This is a genomic window from Brevundimonas sp. Br13 (assembly GCF_055391505.1).
The window spans coordinates 2,670,966-2,685,103 of the sequence record NZ_AP044008.1; the positions used below are offsets into that span (position 1 = coordinate 2,670,966).

General features: G+C 68.5%; 14 protein-coding genes. 10 read left to right on the forward strand and 4 right to left on the reverse strand.

Annotation, left to right across the window (positions count from 1 at the left end; all coding sequences use genetic code 11):
- Window positions 1-35 precede the first annotated feature (35 nt).
- Both ACZ5M6_RS13295 and ACZ5M6_RS13300 read left to right on the forward strand, forming a co-directional pair.
- A complete protein-coding gene (locus tag ACZ5M6_RS13295) occupies window positions 36-371 on the forward strand; it encodes a hypothetical protein (protein WP_464158887.1) in 336 nt (111 codons plus the stop codon).
- Window positions 372-515: 144 nt separating this feature from the next.
- On the forward strand, window positions 516-899 hold the full coding sequence (locus ACZ5M6_RS13300; protein ID WP_464158888.1) for an endonuclease domain-containing protein: 384 nt from the start codon (window positions 516-518) through the stop codon (window positions 897-899).
- Between the two features lie 41 nt (window positions 900-940).
- Here the strand turns inward: ACZ5M6_RS13300 and gatA are convergent, their stop codons facing one another.
- Together gatA and gatC are read right to left on the reverse strand one after the other, a co-directional pair.
- Complete coding sequence (gatA, locus tag ACZ5M6_RS13305) at window positions 941-2,419, reverse strand: Asp-tRNA(Asn)/Glu-tRNA(Gln) amidotransferase subunit GatA (protein ID WP_464158889.1); 1,479 nt, start codon at window positions 2,417-2,419, stop codon at window positions 941-943.
- Between the two features lie 2 nt (window positions 2,420-2,421).
- Complete coding sequence (gene gatC, locus ACZ5M6_RS13310; protein ID WP_191554205.1) at window positions 2,422-2,709, reverse strand: Asp-tRNA(Asn)/Glu-tRNA(Gln) amidotransferase subunit GatC; 288 nt, start codon at window positions 2,707-2,709, stop codon at window positions 2,422-2,424.
- Window positions 2,710-2,846: 137 nt separating this feature from the next.
- Here gatC and ACZ5M6_RS13315 point away from each other — a divergent pair, with 137 nt between their 5' ends.
- From ACZ5M6_RS13315 to pyrC, 5 genes are all read left to right on the forward strand, one after another.
- Window positions 2,847-3,431, forward strand: a complete 585-nt coding sequence (locus ACZ5M6_RS13315) for a hypothetical protein (protein ID WP_191554206.1) — start codon at window positions 2,847-2,849, stop codon at window positions 3,429-3,431.
- 38 nt (window positions 3,432-3,469) lie between these two features.
- Window positions 3,470-3,949, forward strand: coding sequence for a Holliday junction resolvase RuvX (gene ruvX, locus ACZ5M6_RS13320; protein WP_191554207.1), 480 nt, complete (start codon window positions 3,470-3,472; stop codon window positions 3,947-3,949).
- A complete protein-coding gene (locus tag ACZ5M6_RS13325) occupies window positions 3,946-4,869 on the forward strand; it encodes an AEC family transporter (protein ID WP_191554208.1) in 924 nt (307 codons plus the stop codon). Before ruvX ends, ACZ5M6_RS13325 begins: the two co-directional genes overlap by 4 nt.
- Window positions 4,870-4,932: 63 nt before the next feature.
- On the forward strand, window positions 4,933-5,913 hold the full coding sequence (locus tag ACZ5M6_RS13330) for an aspartate carbamoyltransferase catalytic subunit (protein ID WP_183214727.1): 981 nt from the start codon (window positions 4,933-4,935) through the stop codon (window positions 5,911-5,913).
- A complete protein-coding gene (pyrC, locus tag ACZ5M6_RS13335) occupies window positions 5,913-7,184 on the forward strand; it encodes a dihydroorotase (protein ID WP_464158890.1) in 1,272 nt (423 codons plus the stop codon). The genes ACZ5M6_RS13330 and pyrC overlap by 1 nt, the downstream gene beginning before the upstream one ends.
- Window positions 7,185-7,366: 182 nt before the next feature.
- Here pyrC and ubiM read toward each other — a convergent pair whose 3' ends face one another.
- Both ubiM and ACZ5M6_RS13345 read right to left on the reverse strand, forming a co-directional pair.
- A complete protein-coding gene (ubiM, locus tag ACZ5M6_RS13340) occupies window positions 7,367-8,548 on the reverse strand; it encodes a 5-demethoxyubiquinol-8 5-hydroxylase UbiM (RefSeq protein WP_464158891.1) in 1,182 nt (393 codons plus the stop codon).
- Window positions 8,549-8,617: 69 nt separating this feature from the next.
- Entirely contained in the window at window positions 8,618-9,553 is a 936-nt protein-coding gene (locus ACZ5M6_RS13345; protein ID WP_464158892.1) for a glycerophosphodiester phosphodiesterase family protein, read from the reverse strand.
- 127 nt (window positions 9,554-9,680) lie between these two features.
- Between ACZ5M6_RS13345 and plsY the strand changes: the two genes are divergently transcribed.
- The 3 genes from plsY to topA all read left to right on the forward strand — a co-directional run bounded on the left by plsY (window position 9,681) and on the right by topA (window position 14,137).
- The gene (gene plsY / locus ACZ5M6_RS13350; protein WP_444572018.1) at window positions 9,681-10,319 is read left to right on the forward strand and encodes a glycerol-3-phosphate 1-O-acyltransferase PlsY; all 639 of its coding nucleotides are present in this window, start codon (window positions 9,681-9,683) and stop codon (window positions 10,317-10,319) included.
- Window positions 10,316-11,386 (forward strand): DNA-processing protein DprA, encoded by a 1,071-nt coding sequence (gene dprA, locus ACZ5M6_RS13355; protein ID WP_464158893.1) that lies wholly within the window; start codon window positions 10,316-10,318, stop codon window positions 11,384-11,386. The genes plsY and dprA overlap by 4 nt, the downstream gene beginning before the upstream one ends.
- A gap of 138 nt (window positions 11,387-11,524) precedes the next feature.
- Window positions 11,525-14,137 carry a type I DNA topoisomerase gene (topA, locus tag ACZ5M6_RS13360; RefSeq protein ID WP_464158894.1) on the forward strand — a complete coding sequence of 871 codons (2,613 nt, stop codon included), beginning with the start codon at window positions 11,525-11,527 and terminating at the stop codon, window positions 14,135-14,137.
- Window position 14,138 lies beyond the last annotated feature (1 nt).

Sequence of the window (14,138 nt, forward strand, 5' to 3'; positions counted from 1 at the left end):
CGCGCTCAACTTCGGTCGCCTCAATGGAGAATCCCATGTCCAAGACCCTGATCGCCGCCGCTGCGGCCTCCCTGCTGCTGGTCGGCGCCGCCTCGGCGCAGACCGCGCCGGCTACGGCCCCGGCCCAAGACCATGCTCATGCCGAGCATCACGCCCATCCGACCATCGACAGCCCGATCGAGGCCCTGGTGAACGATCCGGCGACCAAGGCCGTGCTGGAGAAGCACCTGCCCGGCATGGACAAGCATCCCGCCTACGGCCAGTTCAAGGCCATGACCCTTCGGCAGGTCGCCCCCTATTCTCAAGGGGCCATCACCGACGAGAAGATCGCGGCCATCGACGCGGATCTGAAGGCGCTGCCGGAAGCCTAATCTTCCCCTCTCCCGGAGGGAGAGGGAGGGGCCCACGCCGCAGGCGTGGGAGGGTGAGGGAAAGACGTTGGCCGTCAATAACATGGTCTTCCCTCACCTAAGCCTTTCGGCCACCTTCTCCCTCCGGGAGATGGAGCCGCAACCATGACGAGACAAGAGCGAACGGATCGAGCGCGGACGCTGAGACAGACGTCCGGTCTGGCGGAACGACGTGCCTGGTCTCTGTTGCGCGGCGGGCGGTGCGACGGGTTCAAGTTCCGTCGGCAGCATCCGATCGATCGCTACCGTGCGGACTTCGCCTGCGAGGCGCTGAGGCTGGTCATCGAACTGGATGGCCCGGTCCATGAGCGGGACGAGGTAGTGCTGAACGACCATTATCGCCAGCTGGACATCGAAGCGCTGGGGTGGGTCGTCATAAGGTTTACCAATGCTCAGGCCCTGGGGGAGCCGCATCAGATCACCGATGCGGTCCGCGATCATGCGAGACGGGTGAGGTCGGTCCCTCACCCTCCCACTCAACTGCGTTGAGCGGGCCCCTCCCTCTCCCTCCGGGAGAGGGAAAGATCAGTTCACCACCACTGACCCGGCTTGGCCGTGAAGCCCGCCGCCCGTTCCAGCGCCGCGCCGACCTGGAAGACCGTGGCCTCGTCCAGGGCCTTGCCGATAACCTGGAGGCCGAGCGGAAGGCCGTTGGAATCGACGCCGGCGGGGACCGAGAGGCCCGGCAGGCCGGCCAGATTGGTCGTCACCGTGAAGACGTCGTTCAGATACATGGTCAGGGGGTCGATCTGCTTGTCCCCCAGGGCGAAGGCGGCCGACGGGGTCGAGGGGGTCAGGATGGCGTCCACCTGGCCCCAGACATTGTCGAAGTCCTCGGCGATGCGGCGACGCACCTTCAAGGCGCGGACGTAGTAGGCGTCGTAGAAGCCGGCCGACAGCACATAGGCGCCGATGGTCAGGCGACGCTGGACCTCCTTGCCGAAGCCCTCGGCTCGCGAAGCGGCGTAGAGGTCGTCCAGCGACTTGAAGTCATCCGCCCGGTGCCCGAACCGCATGCCGTCATAACGGGCCAGGTTGGACGAGGCCTCGGCCGGCGCCACGATATAGTAGGTCGGCAGGGCGTATTTGGTGTGCGGCAGGCTGATGTCCACGATCTCGCAGCCGGCGTCCTTCAGCCAGGCCACGCCCTGGTCCCACAGGGACTGAATCTCGGCGGACATGCCGTCCACCACATATTCGCGCGGCACGCCGATGCGCAGGCCCTTGACCGACTGGCCGACCGACTGGGTCCAGTCGGGCGTCGGGACGTCCAGGCTGGTGGAGTCCTTGGCGTCGAACGAGCACATGGATTGCAGCAGCAGGGCCGCATCCTCGACCGTCTTGGTGATGGGGCCGGCTTGGTCCAGCGATGAGGCGAAGGCCACCATGCCGAAGCGGCTGGCGCGGCCATAGGTGGGCTTGATCCCGACCGTGCCGGTGAAGGCGGCGGGCTGGCGGATCGAGCCGCCGGTGTCGGAGGCGGTGGCGGCCAGGCACAGGTCCGCCGCCACGGCCGAGGCCGAACCGCCGGAAGACCCGCCCGGCGTCAGATCGGCGTTGGAGCCGGTCGACTTCCACGGATTCTTGACCGGACCGAAGGCCGAGGTCTCGTTCGACGAGCCCATGGCGAATTCGTCCATGTTCAGCTTGCCCAGCATGACCGCCCCGTCGCGCCACAGATTGGCGGTGACGGTCGATTCATAGGGCGGCACGAAGCCGCGCAGCATGTTGGACCCGGCCGTGGTCTGGACGCCCTCGGTGCAGAACAGGTCCTTTATGCCCAGGGGTGCGCCTTCCAGCGCCCCGCCCTGGCTGGAGGCGATGCGGGCGTCGGAGGCGCGGGCCATGTCCATGGCCTTGTCCGCCGTCACCTCGACATAGGCGTTCAGCGTCGGATTGGCGGCCTCGATGGAGGTCAGGAAGGCCTGGGTGATTTCGGCCGAGGAAAAGTCCTTGGCCTTCAGGCCGTCGACGGCGGCTTTCAGGGTCAGTTTGGTCAGGTCGCTCATGATTACTCGACCACCTTGGGCACGACGAAGAAGCCGTCGGCGGACTTCGGGGCGTTGGACAGGACAGCCTCGATCTTGCCGCCGTCGGTGACCACGTCCTCGCGCAGGCGCAGGGGCTGGGCGACGTTCGAGGTCATGGGCTCGACGCCGTCGACATCGACCTCGTTCAGCTGCTCGATCCACTGCAGGATGCCGTTCAGCTCCTGGGCCAGCGGCTCCAGCCGATCCTCGGGGGTCTTGATGCGGGCGAGATGCGCAACCTTGCGCACCGTCGCAGCGTCGATGGCCATGCGGCCCTCCAACACACAGAATGAAACGAAGGGGTCGGATTAGCGGTCCCGACTGGGATTCACAAGGATCAGAAGCCGCCCAACTGCCGCCATATTGCAAAGCTCTCCCTAAGATCTGGGCCGCTGGAGAAGATCGAATGCTCGCCGTTGCCATCCTAGCCGTCGCTGTGCTGGCGCAAACCCCTTCTGCACCGGACTCATGTGACTACGACAAGGAGGCGATGACGGCCTTGTCTCCCGATGAATTCGACCAGGATATAGAAGGCGGCTGGCGGGCCCTCTCGTACAAGCCGGGATGTACCGAAGCTGCGGCCGATCTGCTGGCGGCCTACCGTACGGCCCATTGGGGGTCGCTGACACCGGGGGAGCTGCATGTGAACTATTGGCATGAAGGCCAGCTGAGAGCGTCTTTGGACCAACGCCTCCGCGCGAAGCGACTGCTCCTCGCCGGGGTCAACCCCGCCATCACCAGCGACGGGTTCCAGGACTATGCGATCGGCACAGTGGCTTTTCTGGACAATGATCGAGAGGCGCTCCAGGCCGCCCGTGATCGTTTAGCCGCAACGCCGCCTCCGGACAATTGGGCGGAGACCGTCGCTGCGTTTCGGGAGCGGTTCGGCGTGGAGATGAAATGGCCCATGAATCTCAACGTTCTGGACAATATGCTGGCCTGTTTCGGTCGCAGCTACGACGAGGCCTATGAGGGCTGTAAGGCGCGTTAGGCTTTGACACTTCGCCTAGGCGCGACTACCGCCCGACCGTGCCCGTTCTCGACCTCCTCGACCTGCCCGCCGCCTGCCCGCCCGAGACCCCGTGGATGGGGCTGGATCTGGGCGAGAAGACCATTGGGGTGGCCGTGTCGGACGCCACCCGCCTGATCGCCTCGCCGCTGGAGCTGATCCGTAAGTCCAAGTTCACGCATGAAGCCGAACAGCTGTTCAAGCTAATGGCCCATCGCAAGGTCTCGGCCCTGGTGATCGGCCTGCCGGTCAATATGGACGGAACCGAGGGGCCGCGCGCCCAGTCGTGCCGCGCCTTCGCCCGCAATCTGGAGCGGCTGCGGCCCATCAACGTCGCCTTCTGGGACGAGCGGCTGTCCACCAGCGCGGTCGAGCGGTTCCTGATCGAGGACCTGGACCTGAACCGCAAGCGCCGGGCCGAGGTCGTGGACCGCACCGCCGCCGCCTGGCTTCTGCAGGGCGCGCTGGACCGGGTGCGGGATCAGGCGAGCTGGATTTGACCGGGCTGATCGCCGGCGTCCTGCCGGTCTTTCTGATGATCGCCCTGGGCTATGGCTTGCGAAAGTCCGGCTTCCTGCCCGATGAGGCGTGGCGGCCGATCGAGAAGCTGTCGATCAATATCTTCTATCCCAGCTTCCTGATCCCCGCGATCTGGCATGCCGATCTGGCCGGCGGCGGGGCGACAGTGGCGGGGGCGTCGGCGGTCGGGGCGACCCTGATCGTGGCGGCGGCGGCCTATGCGGCCAAGCCCCTGATCCCGCTGGGCGGGCCGGCCTACACCAGCGTGTTCCAGGGGGTGATCCGCTGGAACAGTTTCGTCTTCGTGCCGGTGATCCAGTCGGTCTATGGCTCGACCGGGACGGCCATGGCGGCGGTGGCCATCGCCTTCATCATTCCGGTGACCAATATCACCTGTGTGGCGGTTCTGGCCAAGTGGGGAGCGCTGAAGCGCGAGCCCTCGGTGCTGGGTCTGGCGAAGTCGATGATCGCCAATCCGATCCTGCTGGCCTGTCTGATCGGTCTGGGGCTGAACCTGCTGCGGGTCCCGCTGATCCCCGGCCTGTCGGATGCGATGGACCTGCTGGGCGCGGCCGCCCTGCCCCTGGGGCTGATCGTCGCCGGGGCCGGCCTGTCCTTCGCCGAGGTCAGGCGGCGCCAGGGGACCATCGCCGCCGTGACCCTGGTCAAGCTGGGCGTCATGCCGCCGCTGATGTGGCTGATCGCCTGGGCCCTGGGCGGCGACAGCTTGACCCAGGGGGTGGCCCTGATCTGCGGGGCGGCGCCGGGATCGGCCGCCTCCTATATGCTGGCGCGGCAGATGGGCGGGGATGCGCCCCTGATCGCGGGGATCATCGCCTCGACCACCGTCGGCAGCGCGGTCGTGATTCCGGTGCTTCTGGCCCTGTTCCACTTCGTTTGATCCGCGGTCCGGCCGGCCCCCGGTCTGGCGTTTGCGGCGACTCCCGCCTATAGGCGCGTCTCGATGACCCAGCCCCACGACGTCACCGACCAGACCATTCGAGAGCGGCTGATTCCGTTCCCCAAGGCCCATTTCCTGGCCGCCTCGGATCTGAACCCCTTCGTCACCCCGCAGCTGCTGGACCTGGGCGACGCCTTCGTCGACTTCAATCGCCAGTCGTCCAAGGCCCTGGATCTGCTGCACGGGCGCACGGTCGTGAACCTGTTCTTCGAGAACTCGACCCGCACCAGCTCCTCGTTCGAGATCGCCGCCAAGCGGCTGGGCGCAGACGTGGTGACCATGCCGGTGGCCTCTTCGTCGGTGAAGAAGGGCGAGACCCTGATCGATACGGCGGTGACGCTGAATGCGATGAAGCCGGACATTCTGGTGATCCGCCACTCGGCCTCGGGCGCGGCGGAGCTGCTGAGCCAGAAGGTCGGCTGCGCCGTCGTCAACGCCGGGGACGGCCGGCATGAGCACCCGACCCAGGCCCTGCTGGACCTGCTGTCGATGCGTCGCGCTTTCGGGGATGTGACCAGCCTGACGGTCGCCATCTGCGGCGACATCACCCACAGCCGGGTGGCGCGCTCGAACGTCGCCCTGTTGCAGATGATGGGGGCGCGGGTGCGCCTGATCGGGCCGCCGACCCTGGTGCCGGGCGACGCCGACCGCTGGGGCTGCGAGGTCTTCCACGACATGCGCGAGGGGCTGGCGGGCTGCGACGTGGTCATGATGCTGCGGCTTCAGCTGGAGCGGATGGCCGGCGCCCTGGTGCCCTCGACCCGCGAATATTTCCGCTTCTGGGGCCTGGACCGCGAGAAGCTGGCCTGGGCCAAGCCGGGCGCCCGCGTCATGCACCCAGGGCCGATGAACCGGGGGGTCGAAATCGATTCCGACGTGGCCGACGACCTGGACGTCTCCCTGATCCAGGATCAGGTCGAGATGGGCGTCGCCGCCCGCATGGCCGTGCTGGCCTCCCTGTCGGCCCGCTGGGGGGACAAGTGATGACCACCCTCGCCATCCTCAACGCCCGGCTGCTGGACCCCGCCAGCGACTATGACGGCCCCGGCGGCGTCCTGATCGAGAATGGCCGCATCGTGCGCGTCGTTCACGGTGCGGCTCAGATCGACGCCGATCAGGTGATCGACGCCGATGGCCTTTGCCTGTCGCCCGGCCTGATCGACATTCGGGTCAAGACCGGCGAACCCGGCGCTGAACCGAAAGAGACGCTGAAGTCCGCCAGCCTGGCCGCCGCGGCCGGGGGCGTGACCACCATCGTGGTCCAGCCCGACACCGATCCCGCCGTGGACGACCCGGCCATGGTCGACTTCATCCAGCGGCGCGGCGCGGCCCTGAATCTGGTCAATGTCCGTGCGGCCGGCGCCGCGACCAAGGCCCTGGACGGCCAGCGGATGGCCGAGATCGGCCTGATGGACGAGGCTGGCGCCCTGTATTTCACCGACGGCGACAAGGTGATCGTCAACAGCCGCACCCTGCAAAGGGTGATGAGCTACGCCGCCGCCTTCAACGCCCTGATCGCCTGTCGTCCGTCCGACCCCTGGCTGACGGAAGGGTCTGTCGCGGCCTCGGGCGAACTGGCCACGCGCCTGGGCCTGTCCGGCAGCCCGGCCATCGCCGAGCGCATCGGGCTGGAGCGCGACCTGGCCCTGGTCGAACAGACGGGCGCCCGGTTCCTGGTGGATCAGATCTCGACCGAGGGGGCGCTGGAGACCCTGGCGCGGGCGCGGGCCAAGGGGCTGGAGGTCGCCGTCAGCGTCTCGATCAACCACCTGTGCTTCAACGAGGTGGACATCGGCGACTATCGCACCTTCTACCGGTTGGACCCGCCGCTGCGGTCGGAGACTGATCGCCAAGCCCTGATCGAGGCGGTGCGCGAGGGGCTGATCGACGTGATCACCTCGGCCCACGCCCCTGCCCCCGCCGAGGACAAGCGCCGTCCCTTCGCCGAGGCCGCGCCCGGCGCCGTGGGCCTGGAGACCCTGCTGTCGGCCGCCCTGACCCTGCACCACGAGGACGGTCTGGACCTGCTGGACGTGCTGAGGCCCCTGACCCAGGGACCGGCGGCGCTGCTGGGCCTCGACGCCGGGGTGCTGGCCGAAGGCGCGCCGGCCGACCTGGTGCTGTTCGACCCCGGCGCGCCGGTGATCGTGGATGCGGATACGCTGCGCTCCAAGTCGAAGAACTCGCCGTTCGACGGACGCAGACTGCAGGGCAAGGTGATCGGGACCTGGGTGGGCGGCCGCAAGGTTTTCTGACCCACCCTTCCCTCTCCCGCTGGGAGAGGGCTTGAGCGCACGAGAGCGAAGCGATCGTCCTGGCGCGACCCGAAGGGCGGCGCGAAGCAGCCAAAGGTGAGGGGTACGTGGTGCGAACTGGCCCGCCGCCGGTCCCTCATCCGGCCCTTCGGGCCACCTTCTCCCAACGGGAGAAGGATCGATCACACCGTCAGCATTCGCTTCACCACCCGTTTGAACGGCGCCGTGGCCTGGCCGGCGCGCAGGGCGGCGCCGCGCGCCAGACGGGCCGGGGGCGTTTCCTGGGTGAACAGGCGGACCAGGGCGTTGGTGCCCTGGTACAGGGGCCAGCTGGCGAGGCGGTGGTCGCGTTCATAGCGGGCCAGCAGACGTTCCGACCCGATGTCCCCGCCCCGCGCCGACTTCAACACCTTGGCCAAGACGTCCTGTCCGCGCAGACCCAGGTTGAAGCCGTGGGCGGTGACCGGGTGCATGCCCACCGCGGCGTCGCCGATCAGGGCGAAACCCTCGCCCGCGAACCGGCGGCTCCAGGTGGTGGCCAGCGGATAGGCGCAGCGTTCGCTGACCAGTTCCAGCCCGGTCAGCCGGCCCTTCAGCCGCCGTTCCATCTCGACCGCGAAGGCGTCGGGCGACAGGCGCATCAGGTCGGCGATGGCGGGGGCGGCCAGGGTGAGGACGACGGAGGAGACCCGCTCCTGGGCGTCCGCGACCGGCAGCAGGGCGACGGTCTGGCGATGGTCGAACCATTCGGTCGCGACATGGCCGTGCGCCTGGTCGTGGCGCATCCGGCAGACCATCATCGACCGGCCCAGCCGGTTCATCTCGACCCCGACGCCCAGTTGGTCGCGCACGCCGGAAAAGCGGGAATCCGCCGCCACGATCAGCCTGGCCCGGATCGTCACGCCGTCGTCCAGCACGATCCGGCCGCGCGGGGGGGCGCCCTGGACGGCGCAGCTGGCCACCCGCCGCCCGGCCATCAGGGTCACGCCCGCCTGGCCCTCGACGACCTCGAACAGGGCGCGGCGGATCAGGTGGTTGGGGATCAGGACGCCCAGCCGGTCGGCGCCGCCGGCGTCGAAGGTCAGGGCGAAGGGCGAGCCGCCGTCCAGCACCCGCGCCTCGCGCAAATCCGAAATCTCTTCCGCCGGAACCCGGTCCCAGGCGCCGAGAGACTTCAACAGACGGATCGAGTTGTGGGTCAGGGCGATCTCGCGTCCGTCGAAGGCCGGATCGCGCAAGGCCGCCTCGTCCTGTCCCTCGATCAGGGCGATCGTCAGCCCCGCCCCGGCCAGGGACCGGGTGAAGGCCAGGCCGGCCGGGCCGGCCCCGACCACGGCCACGTCGAACATCAGATCATCGCGCATGCTGAACTCCTGATCGTCCTCCTGCCCTAGCCGGTTCGTCCGCTCCTTGATCGAGCGCAAATCGTCGCGTCAGCGCGGGCGGCGGCAGGCAGCAGCCTTGGCGACTTCGGCGCCCAGCACCGACTGGACCGCCAGAGGGGTGTCGGTGGCGATGACGGTCACGCCCTGGCGGAAAAGGTCGCGGTATTCGGAGACGTCGCCGTCGGCGGCGTAGCGGTCGTCGCGGCGGCGCCCCTCCGCCCCCAGGGTGCCGAACTGGACCTCGATCCCCGCCTGACGCAGGGCCGACCACAGGGCGGGCCGCTCCTCGCGCGTGCCGGTCCAGGCCAGGATCTGGGCCGGGTTCAGCCCCTCCAGATCCTCCACGCCGTCCAGACCGGCCGAGATCATCATCTCCGGCGCAAGAGCCGCGACGGCGCGGGCGTCGGCGTCATTATAGGTGATCAGGATGACCCGGTTCTGCGCTCCCGAGCGCCGCACCTGGGCGATGATGGTTTTCGCCAGATCGACCGTGGTCGCGCCTTCGGCCGGTTTCAGATCCAGGCTGGCGATGGCGCCGACGCGGCCGGCGGCGTCCAGGGCCTCGGCCAGGGTCGGGGGTGCGGCTTCGGTCAAGGCGCCGTTCGAGGCCTTCAGCCGGGCGGCCTTGACCTGGGCCAGGGTCAGGTCGGCGACGCGGCCCCGCCCGGTCGTGGTCCGGTCCATCGTCTCGTCGTGCATCAGCACCAGATGGCCGTCCTTAGTCAGGATCGCGTCCAGTTCGAGGATGGCGCCGGGAATGGCTCGCCCGGTCGCCTCGATGGCGGCGATGGAGTTCTCGGGCTGATCCGGCGCCGAGACCGCCCTATGGGCGGAGATGGCCACGCCGCCGTCGCGGACACAGTCGAAATAGGCGGCCATGGCCGGGCGGGACACGGGCCCCTCCCCGCCGGTCGGGGCGCCGACGCAGGCCGAAACCGATATCAGCAGGATCGAGGCGGCAACGGCGGTGGAATATCGGCTCATGAGAGTCTCCGGAAAGGCGGGCGGACCTGACCCTGCGTCATTCATCGGGTCAAGAGGTCGGATCGCCCTTGCTCCGTAAGGCGCGCCGACGCATTTTGCCGCAACAATTCGCGGGGAGAGAATCAAAGTGCAGGATCTGGTGGGGCCCGCGGTCGGGACCTTGGCGCTGGTCGCGCTGGGCGGATATCTGCTCGGCTCGATTCCGTTCGGCGTGGTGATCACCCGCGCCGCCGGCGCCGGCGACGTGCGCAACATCGGCTCCGGCAATATCGGCGCGACCAATGTGCTGCGCACCGGGCGCAAGGATCTGGCCCTGGCCACACTGCTGCTGGACGCCGGCAAGGGGGCGGTCGCCCTGTTGATCGCCCGCGCCCTGTTCGACAGCCAGGCTGCGGGCGCCATCGCCGGCGGCGCGGCCTTCCTGGGCCACCTGTTTCCCGTCTGGCTGAAGTTCAAGGGCGGCAAGGGCGTTGCCACCTTCTATGGTCTGCTGCTGGCCGCCGCCTGGCCCCTGGGCCTGATGGCCGGCGCGGTCTGGCTGATCAGCGCCTTCGCCTTCCGCTATTCGTCGCTGGCGGCGCTGATCTCCTCGGCGACTGCGCCCCTTCTGGCCCTGCTGCCGCTGGCCGCCGTCGGCCTGCCGGTGGACATGCCGATCCTGGCCCTGACCGTCTTCGCCGCCGTGCTGATCTGGATCCGCCATCATCAGAACATCGCCCGGCTGCTGAAAGGCGAGGAGCCGCGCATCGGGGCCAAGAAGGCGTGACCCCGGCGGCGGACGAACGGTTCGCCAGGCTGCGGCTCGCCCGGACCGACCGCATCGGTCCCGTCGCCTTTTCCCAGCTGCTGGGCCGTTATGGGTCAGCTGTCCGCGTGCTGGAGGTCTTGCCCGACCTGGTCCGCAAGTCCGGCGCGGCCTCCATTCCGCCGCCCGTCGCAGGCATTGAGCGCGAACTGGCTGACGGCGAGCGGATCGGCGCGCGCCTGCTGGTGCTGGGCGATCCTGACTATCCTGAGATGTTGGCAAACCTGGACCCGCCGCCGCCGATTCTGTGGGCCCGGGGTCGGATCGATCTATTGAACATGCCCAGCGTCGCCATCGTCGGCGCCCGCATCGCCTCGGCGGGCGGGCAGAGAATCGCGCGCGGCCTGGCGCTGCAACTGGGGCAGGCCGGTCATGTCGTCGTCTCGGGCATGGCGCGCGGCATCGACGCCGCCGCCCACGAAGGCGCCCTGGCGACGGGGACCGTGGCGGTCCTGGGCGGCGGGGTGGACGACGTCTATCCGCCCGAACACGCGGATCTTTACGCGCGGCTGATCGACCAGGGCTGCGTCGTGTCGGAAAGCCCCGTCGGCGCGCGGGCCCAGGCGCGGGACTTCCCCCGCCGCAACCGCATCATCTCGGGCCTTTCGCGCGGCGTCGTGGTGGTGGAGGCGGAGATCAAGTCGGGATCCCTGATCACCGCCCGACTGGCGGCCGAACAGGGGCGCGACGTCTTCGCCGTGCCGGGCTCGCCGCTGGATCCGCGCGCCAAGGGGCCGAACGAACTGCTGCGCCAGGGCGCCATCCTGTGCGAGGGGATCGAGGACATCGAGCGCGCCTTCAACACCCTGCGCAGCCTGCGCGCGTCGCCGTCGGATCCCATGGACTATGGCGAGGTGGACGACGCCTTCCTGGACCGGGTCGCCGCCCTGCTCTCCCCCACCCCGACGCCGCGCGACGAGATCGCTCGCGCCCTGAACGCCCCGATGGGCCAGGTGGCGGCCGCACTGCTGGAGCTGAGCCTGGCGGGCCGCGCCGAGCTGCTGCCGGGCGGTCTGGCGTCCATATAGTGAAGTCTCTTCCGGATTCGTCTTCGATCCGTGATAGTCACCCGATATTTCGCAAGTTTACGGGCGTCCGGGGGCCGGTGCATTGACACATGGCTCCGCTCCAACCACGTTCGCGCCCCTTCCCGAGACCGAACACGCATGAACCTCGTCATCGTCGAGAGCCCCGCAAAGGCCAAGACCATCAATAAATACCTCGGCTCCGGCTACGAGGTTCTGGCGTCCTACGGCCACGTCCGCGACCTGCCGTCCAAGGATGGGTCGGTCCTGCCCGACGACGACTTCTCCATGCACTGGGAGGCCGACGCCAAGGGCGCCAAGCGCCTGTCCGAAATCGCCGAGGCCGCCAAGCGCGCCGACCGCGTCATCCTGGCGACCGACCCTGACCGCGAAGGGGAAGCCATCAGCTGGCACGTGCTGGAAGTGCTGAACAAGAAGAAGGCGCTGAAAGACACCCACGTCGAACGCGTCACCTTCAACGCCATCACCAAGTCCGCCGTCCTCGAGGCCATGGCCAATCCGCGCCAGCTGGATATGGAGCTGGTCGAGGCCTATCTGGCGCGCCGCGCGCTGGACTATCTGGTCGGCTTCACCCTGTCGCCCGTGCTGTGGCGCAAGCTGCCGGGCGCGCGCTCGGCCGGTCGCGTCCAGTCGGTGGCGCTGCGCATCGTCGTCGATCGCGAGATGGAGATCGAGAAGTTCAAGCCTCAGGAATACTGGTCCATCGAGGCCGACCTGAACGCCGACAGCCCGCCCTTCACCGCCCGTCTGGTCAAACACGCCGGCAAGCGGGTGCAGCGTCTGGACATCAAGGACGAGGCGACCGCCGCAGCCGCCCGCGCCGCCATCCAGGCCGGCGACTTCACCATCAATTCGGTCGAGAAGAAGCCGGTCCGTCGCAACCCGGCGCCGCCCTTCACCACCTCCACCCTGCAGCAGGAGGCTGCGCGCAAGCTGGGCTTCACCGCCCAGCGCACCATGCAGGCGGCGCAAAAACTGTATGAGGGCGTGGACGAGACCGGCGGCCTGATCACCTATATGCGGACCGACGGCGTCTCGGTCAGCCCCGAGGGTCTGGCCCAGGCGCGCGAGGTGATCGGCAAGGAGTACGGCCCCGCCTATGTCCCGGCCGAACCTCGCCATTACAAGGTGAAGGCGAAGAATGCTCAGGAAGCGCACGAAGCGATCCGGCCGACCAACATCGCCCGCCATCCCGACAGCCTGCGCCTCGATTCCGATCTTCAGCGCCTCTATGAGCTGATCTGGAAAAGGATGGTCGCCTCGCAGATGGAGGCCGCGCGCCTGGACCGCACCACGGTCGAGATCGAGACCTCCGACGGCCAGACCGGCCTGCGCGCCACCGGCCAAGTGGTGACCTTCGACGGCTTCCTGGCCGTATATGAGGAAGGCCGCGACGAGAAGCAGAAGGGCGCGGAAGGCGACGAGGGCGAAGACGACACCAGCCGCCTGCCCGCCCTGAAGGAGGGCGCCAAGGCCAAGGTCGACGCCATCCGCACCGATCAGCATTTCACCGAACCGCCCCCGCGCTATTCGGAAGCCACCCTGGTCAAGAAGCTGGAAGAACTGGGCATCGGCCGCCCGTCGACCTACGCCTCGACCCTGTCGACCCTGCGCGACCGGGAATATGTGCGGGTGGACAAGAACCGCTTCTATCCCGAGGACAAGGGGCGGCTGGTCACGGCCTTCCTGGAGCAGTTCTTCAGCAAATGGGTCGAGTACGACTTCACCGCCGCTCTGGAGACCCGGCTTGACGAGGTGTCGGCCGGCGACCTGAACTGGAAGGTGCTGCTGCGCGAGTTCTGGCAGGACTTCCACGCCGCGACCCAAGCCGCGGGGGAACTGCGCACCACAGCCATTCTGGACGCCCTGAACGAGAGCCTGGGCGCCCATATCTTCCCCGACAAGGGCGACGGGTCCGACCCGCGCGAATGCCCCCTGTGCCATCAGGGCCAACTGAGCCTGAAGACCAGCCGGTTCGGCGCCTTCATCGGCTGCTCGCGCTATCCTGACTGCAAATACACTCGCCCCGTCGCCAGTCCTTCGGCCGAGGACGGGTCGGCCGAGAGCGGCGATCGCGAACTGGGGGTCGATCCGGCGACCGGACACCCCGTGCAGCTGAAGATCGGCCGCTTCGGCCCCTATGTCGAAATCGCGCCGCCGGACGGCGAGAAGCCGAAACGCTCGTCCCTGCCCAAGGGCTGGTCGCCGGCGTCCCTGACACTGGACCAGGCCCTGCGCCTGCTGGCCCTGCCGCGCGAGGTCGGGGTTCACCCCGAGGACGGCAAGATGATCACGGCGGGCCTGGGGCGTTACGGGCCCTTCGTCCTGCACGCCGGCACCTATGCGAACGTCTCGGACATCGACGAGGTGTTCGAGGTCGGTCTGAACCGCGCCGTGGCCCTGCTGGCCGAGAAGCGCGCGGGTCGTCCCGGTCGCGGCGCCGCTGCGGCCCCGCTGAAGGACTTGGGCGCACACCCGGAGACGGGCGAGCCGATCCACGTCATGGCCGGCCGCTTCGGTCCCTATGTGAAGTCGGGCAAGATCAACGCCACCCTGCCCAAAGGCACGGCGCCCGAAGACCTGACCTTGGAAGCCGCCCTGCCGCTTCTGGCCGCCAAGGCCGGCGCGGCGCCGAAGAAGAAGGCGCCAGCGGCGAAGAAGGCTGCGGCTGCGAAGAAGCCCGCCGCCAAGAAGGCGCCGGCGAAGAAGGCCAAGGCGAAGGCGGAAGGCTGAC

What these genes read in the sequence shown, in the direction of transcription:
- ACZ5M6_RS13300 (WP_464158888.1), top strand. Translation starts at nt 516, where the DNA reads ATGACGAGACAAGAGCGAACGGATCGAGCGCGGACGCTGAGACAGACG.
- topA (WP_464158894.1), top strand. Translation starts at nt 11,525, where the DNA reads ATGAACCTCGTCATCGTCGAGAGCCCCGCAAAGGCCAAGACCATCAAT.
- gatC (WP_191554205.1), bottom strand. Translation starts at nt 2,709, where the DNA reads ATGGCCATCGACGCTGCGACGGTGCGCAAGGTTGCGCATCTCGCCCGC.
- ACZ5M6_RS13315 (WP_191554206.1), top strand. Translation starts at nt 2,847, where the DNA reads ATGCTCGCCGTTGCCATCCTAGCCGTCGCTGTGCTGGCGCAAACCCCT.
- gatA (WP_464158889.1), bottom strand. Translation starts at nt 2,419, where the DNA reads ATGAGCGACCTGACCAAACTGACCCTGAAAGCCGCCGTCGACGGCCTG.
- ACZ5M6_RS13330 (WP_183214727.1), top strand. Translation starts at nt 4,933, where the DNA reads ATGACCCAGCCCCACGACGTCACCGACCAGACCATTCGAGAGCGGCTG.
- ACZ5M6_RS13345 (WP_464158892.1), bottom strand. Translation starts at nt 9,553, where the DNA reads ATGAGCCGATATTCCACCGCCGTTGCCGCCTCGATCCTGCTGATATCG.
- ACZ5M6_RS13295 (WP_464158887.1), top strand. Translation starts at nt 36, where the DNA reads ATGTCCAAGACCCTGATCGCCGCCGCTGCGGCCTCCCTGCTGCTGGTC.
- ubiM (WP_464158891.1), bottom strand. Translation starts at nt 8,548, where the DNA reads ATGCGCGATGATCTGATGTTCGACGTGGCCGTGGTCGGGGCCGGCCCG.
- pyrC (WP_464158890.1), top strand. Translation starts at nt 5,913, where the DNA reads ATGACCACCCTCGCCATCCTCAACGCCCGGCTGCTGGACCCCGCCAGC.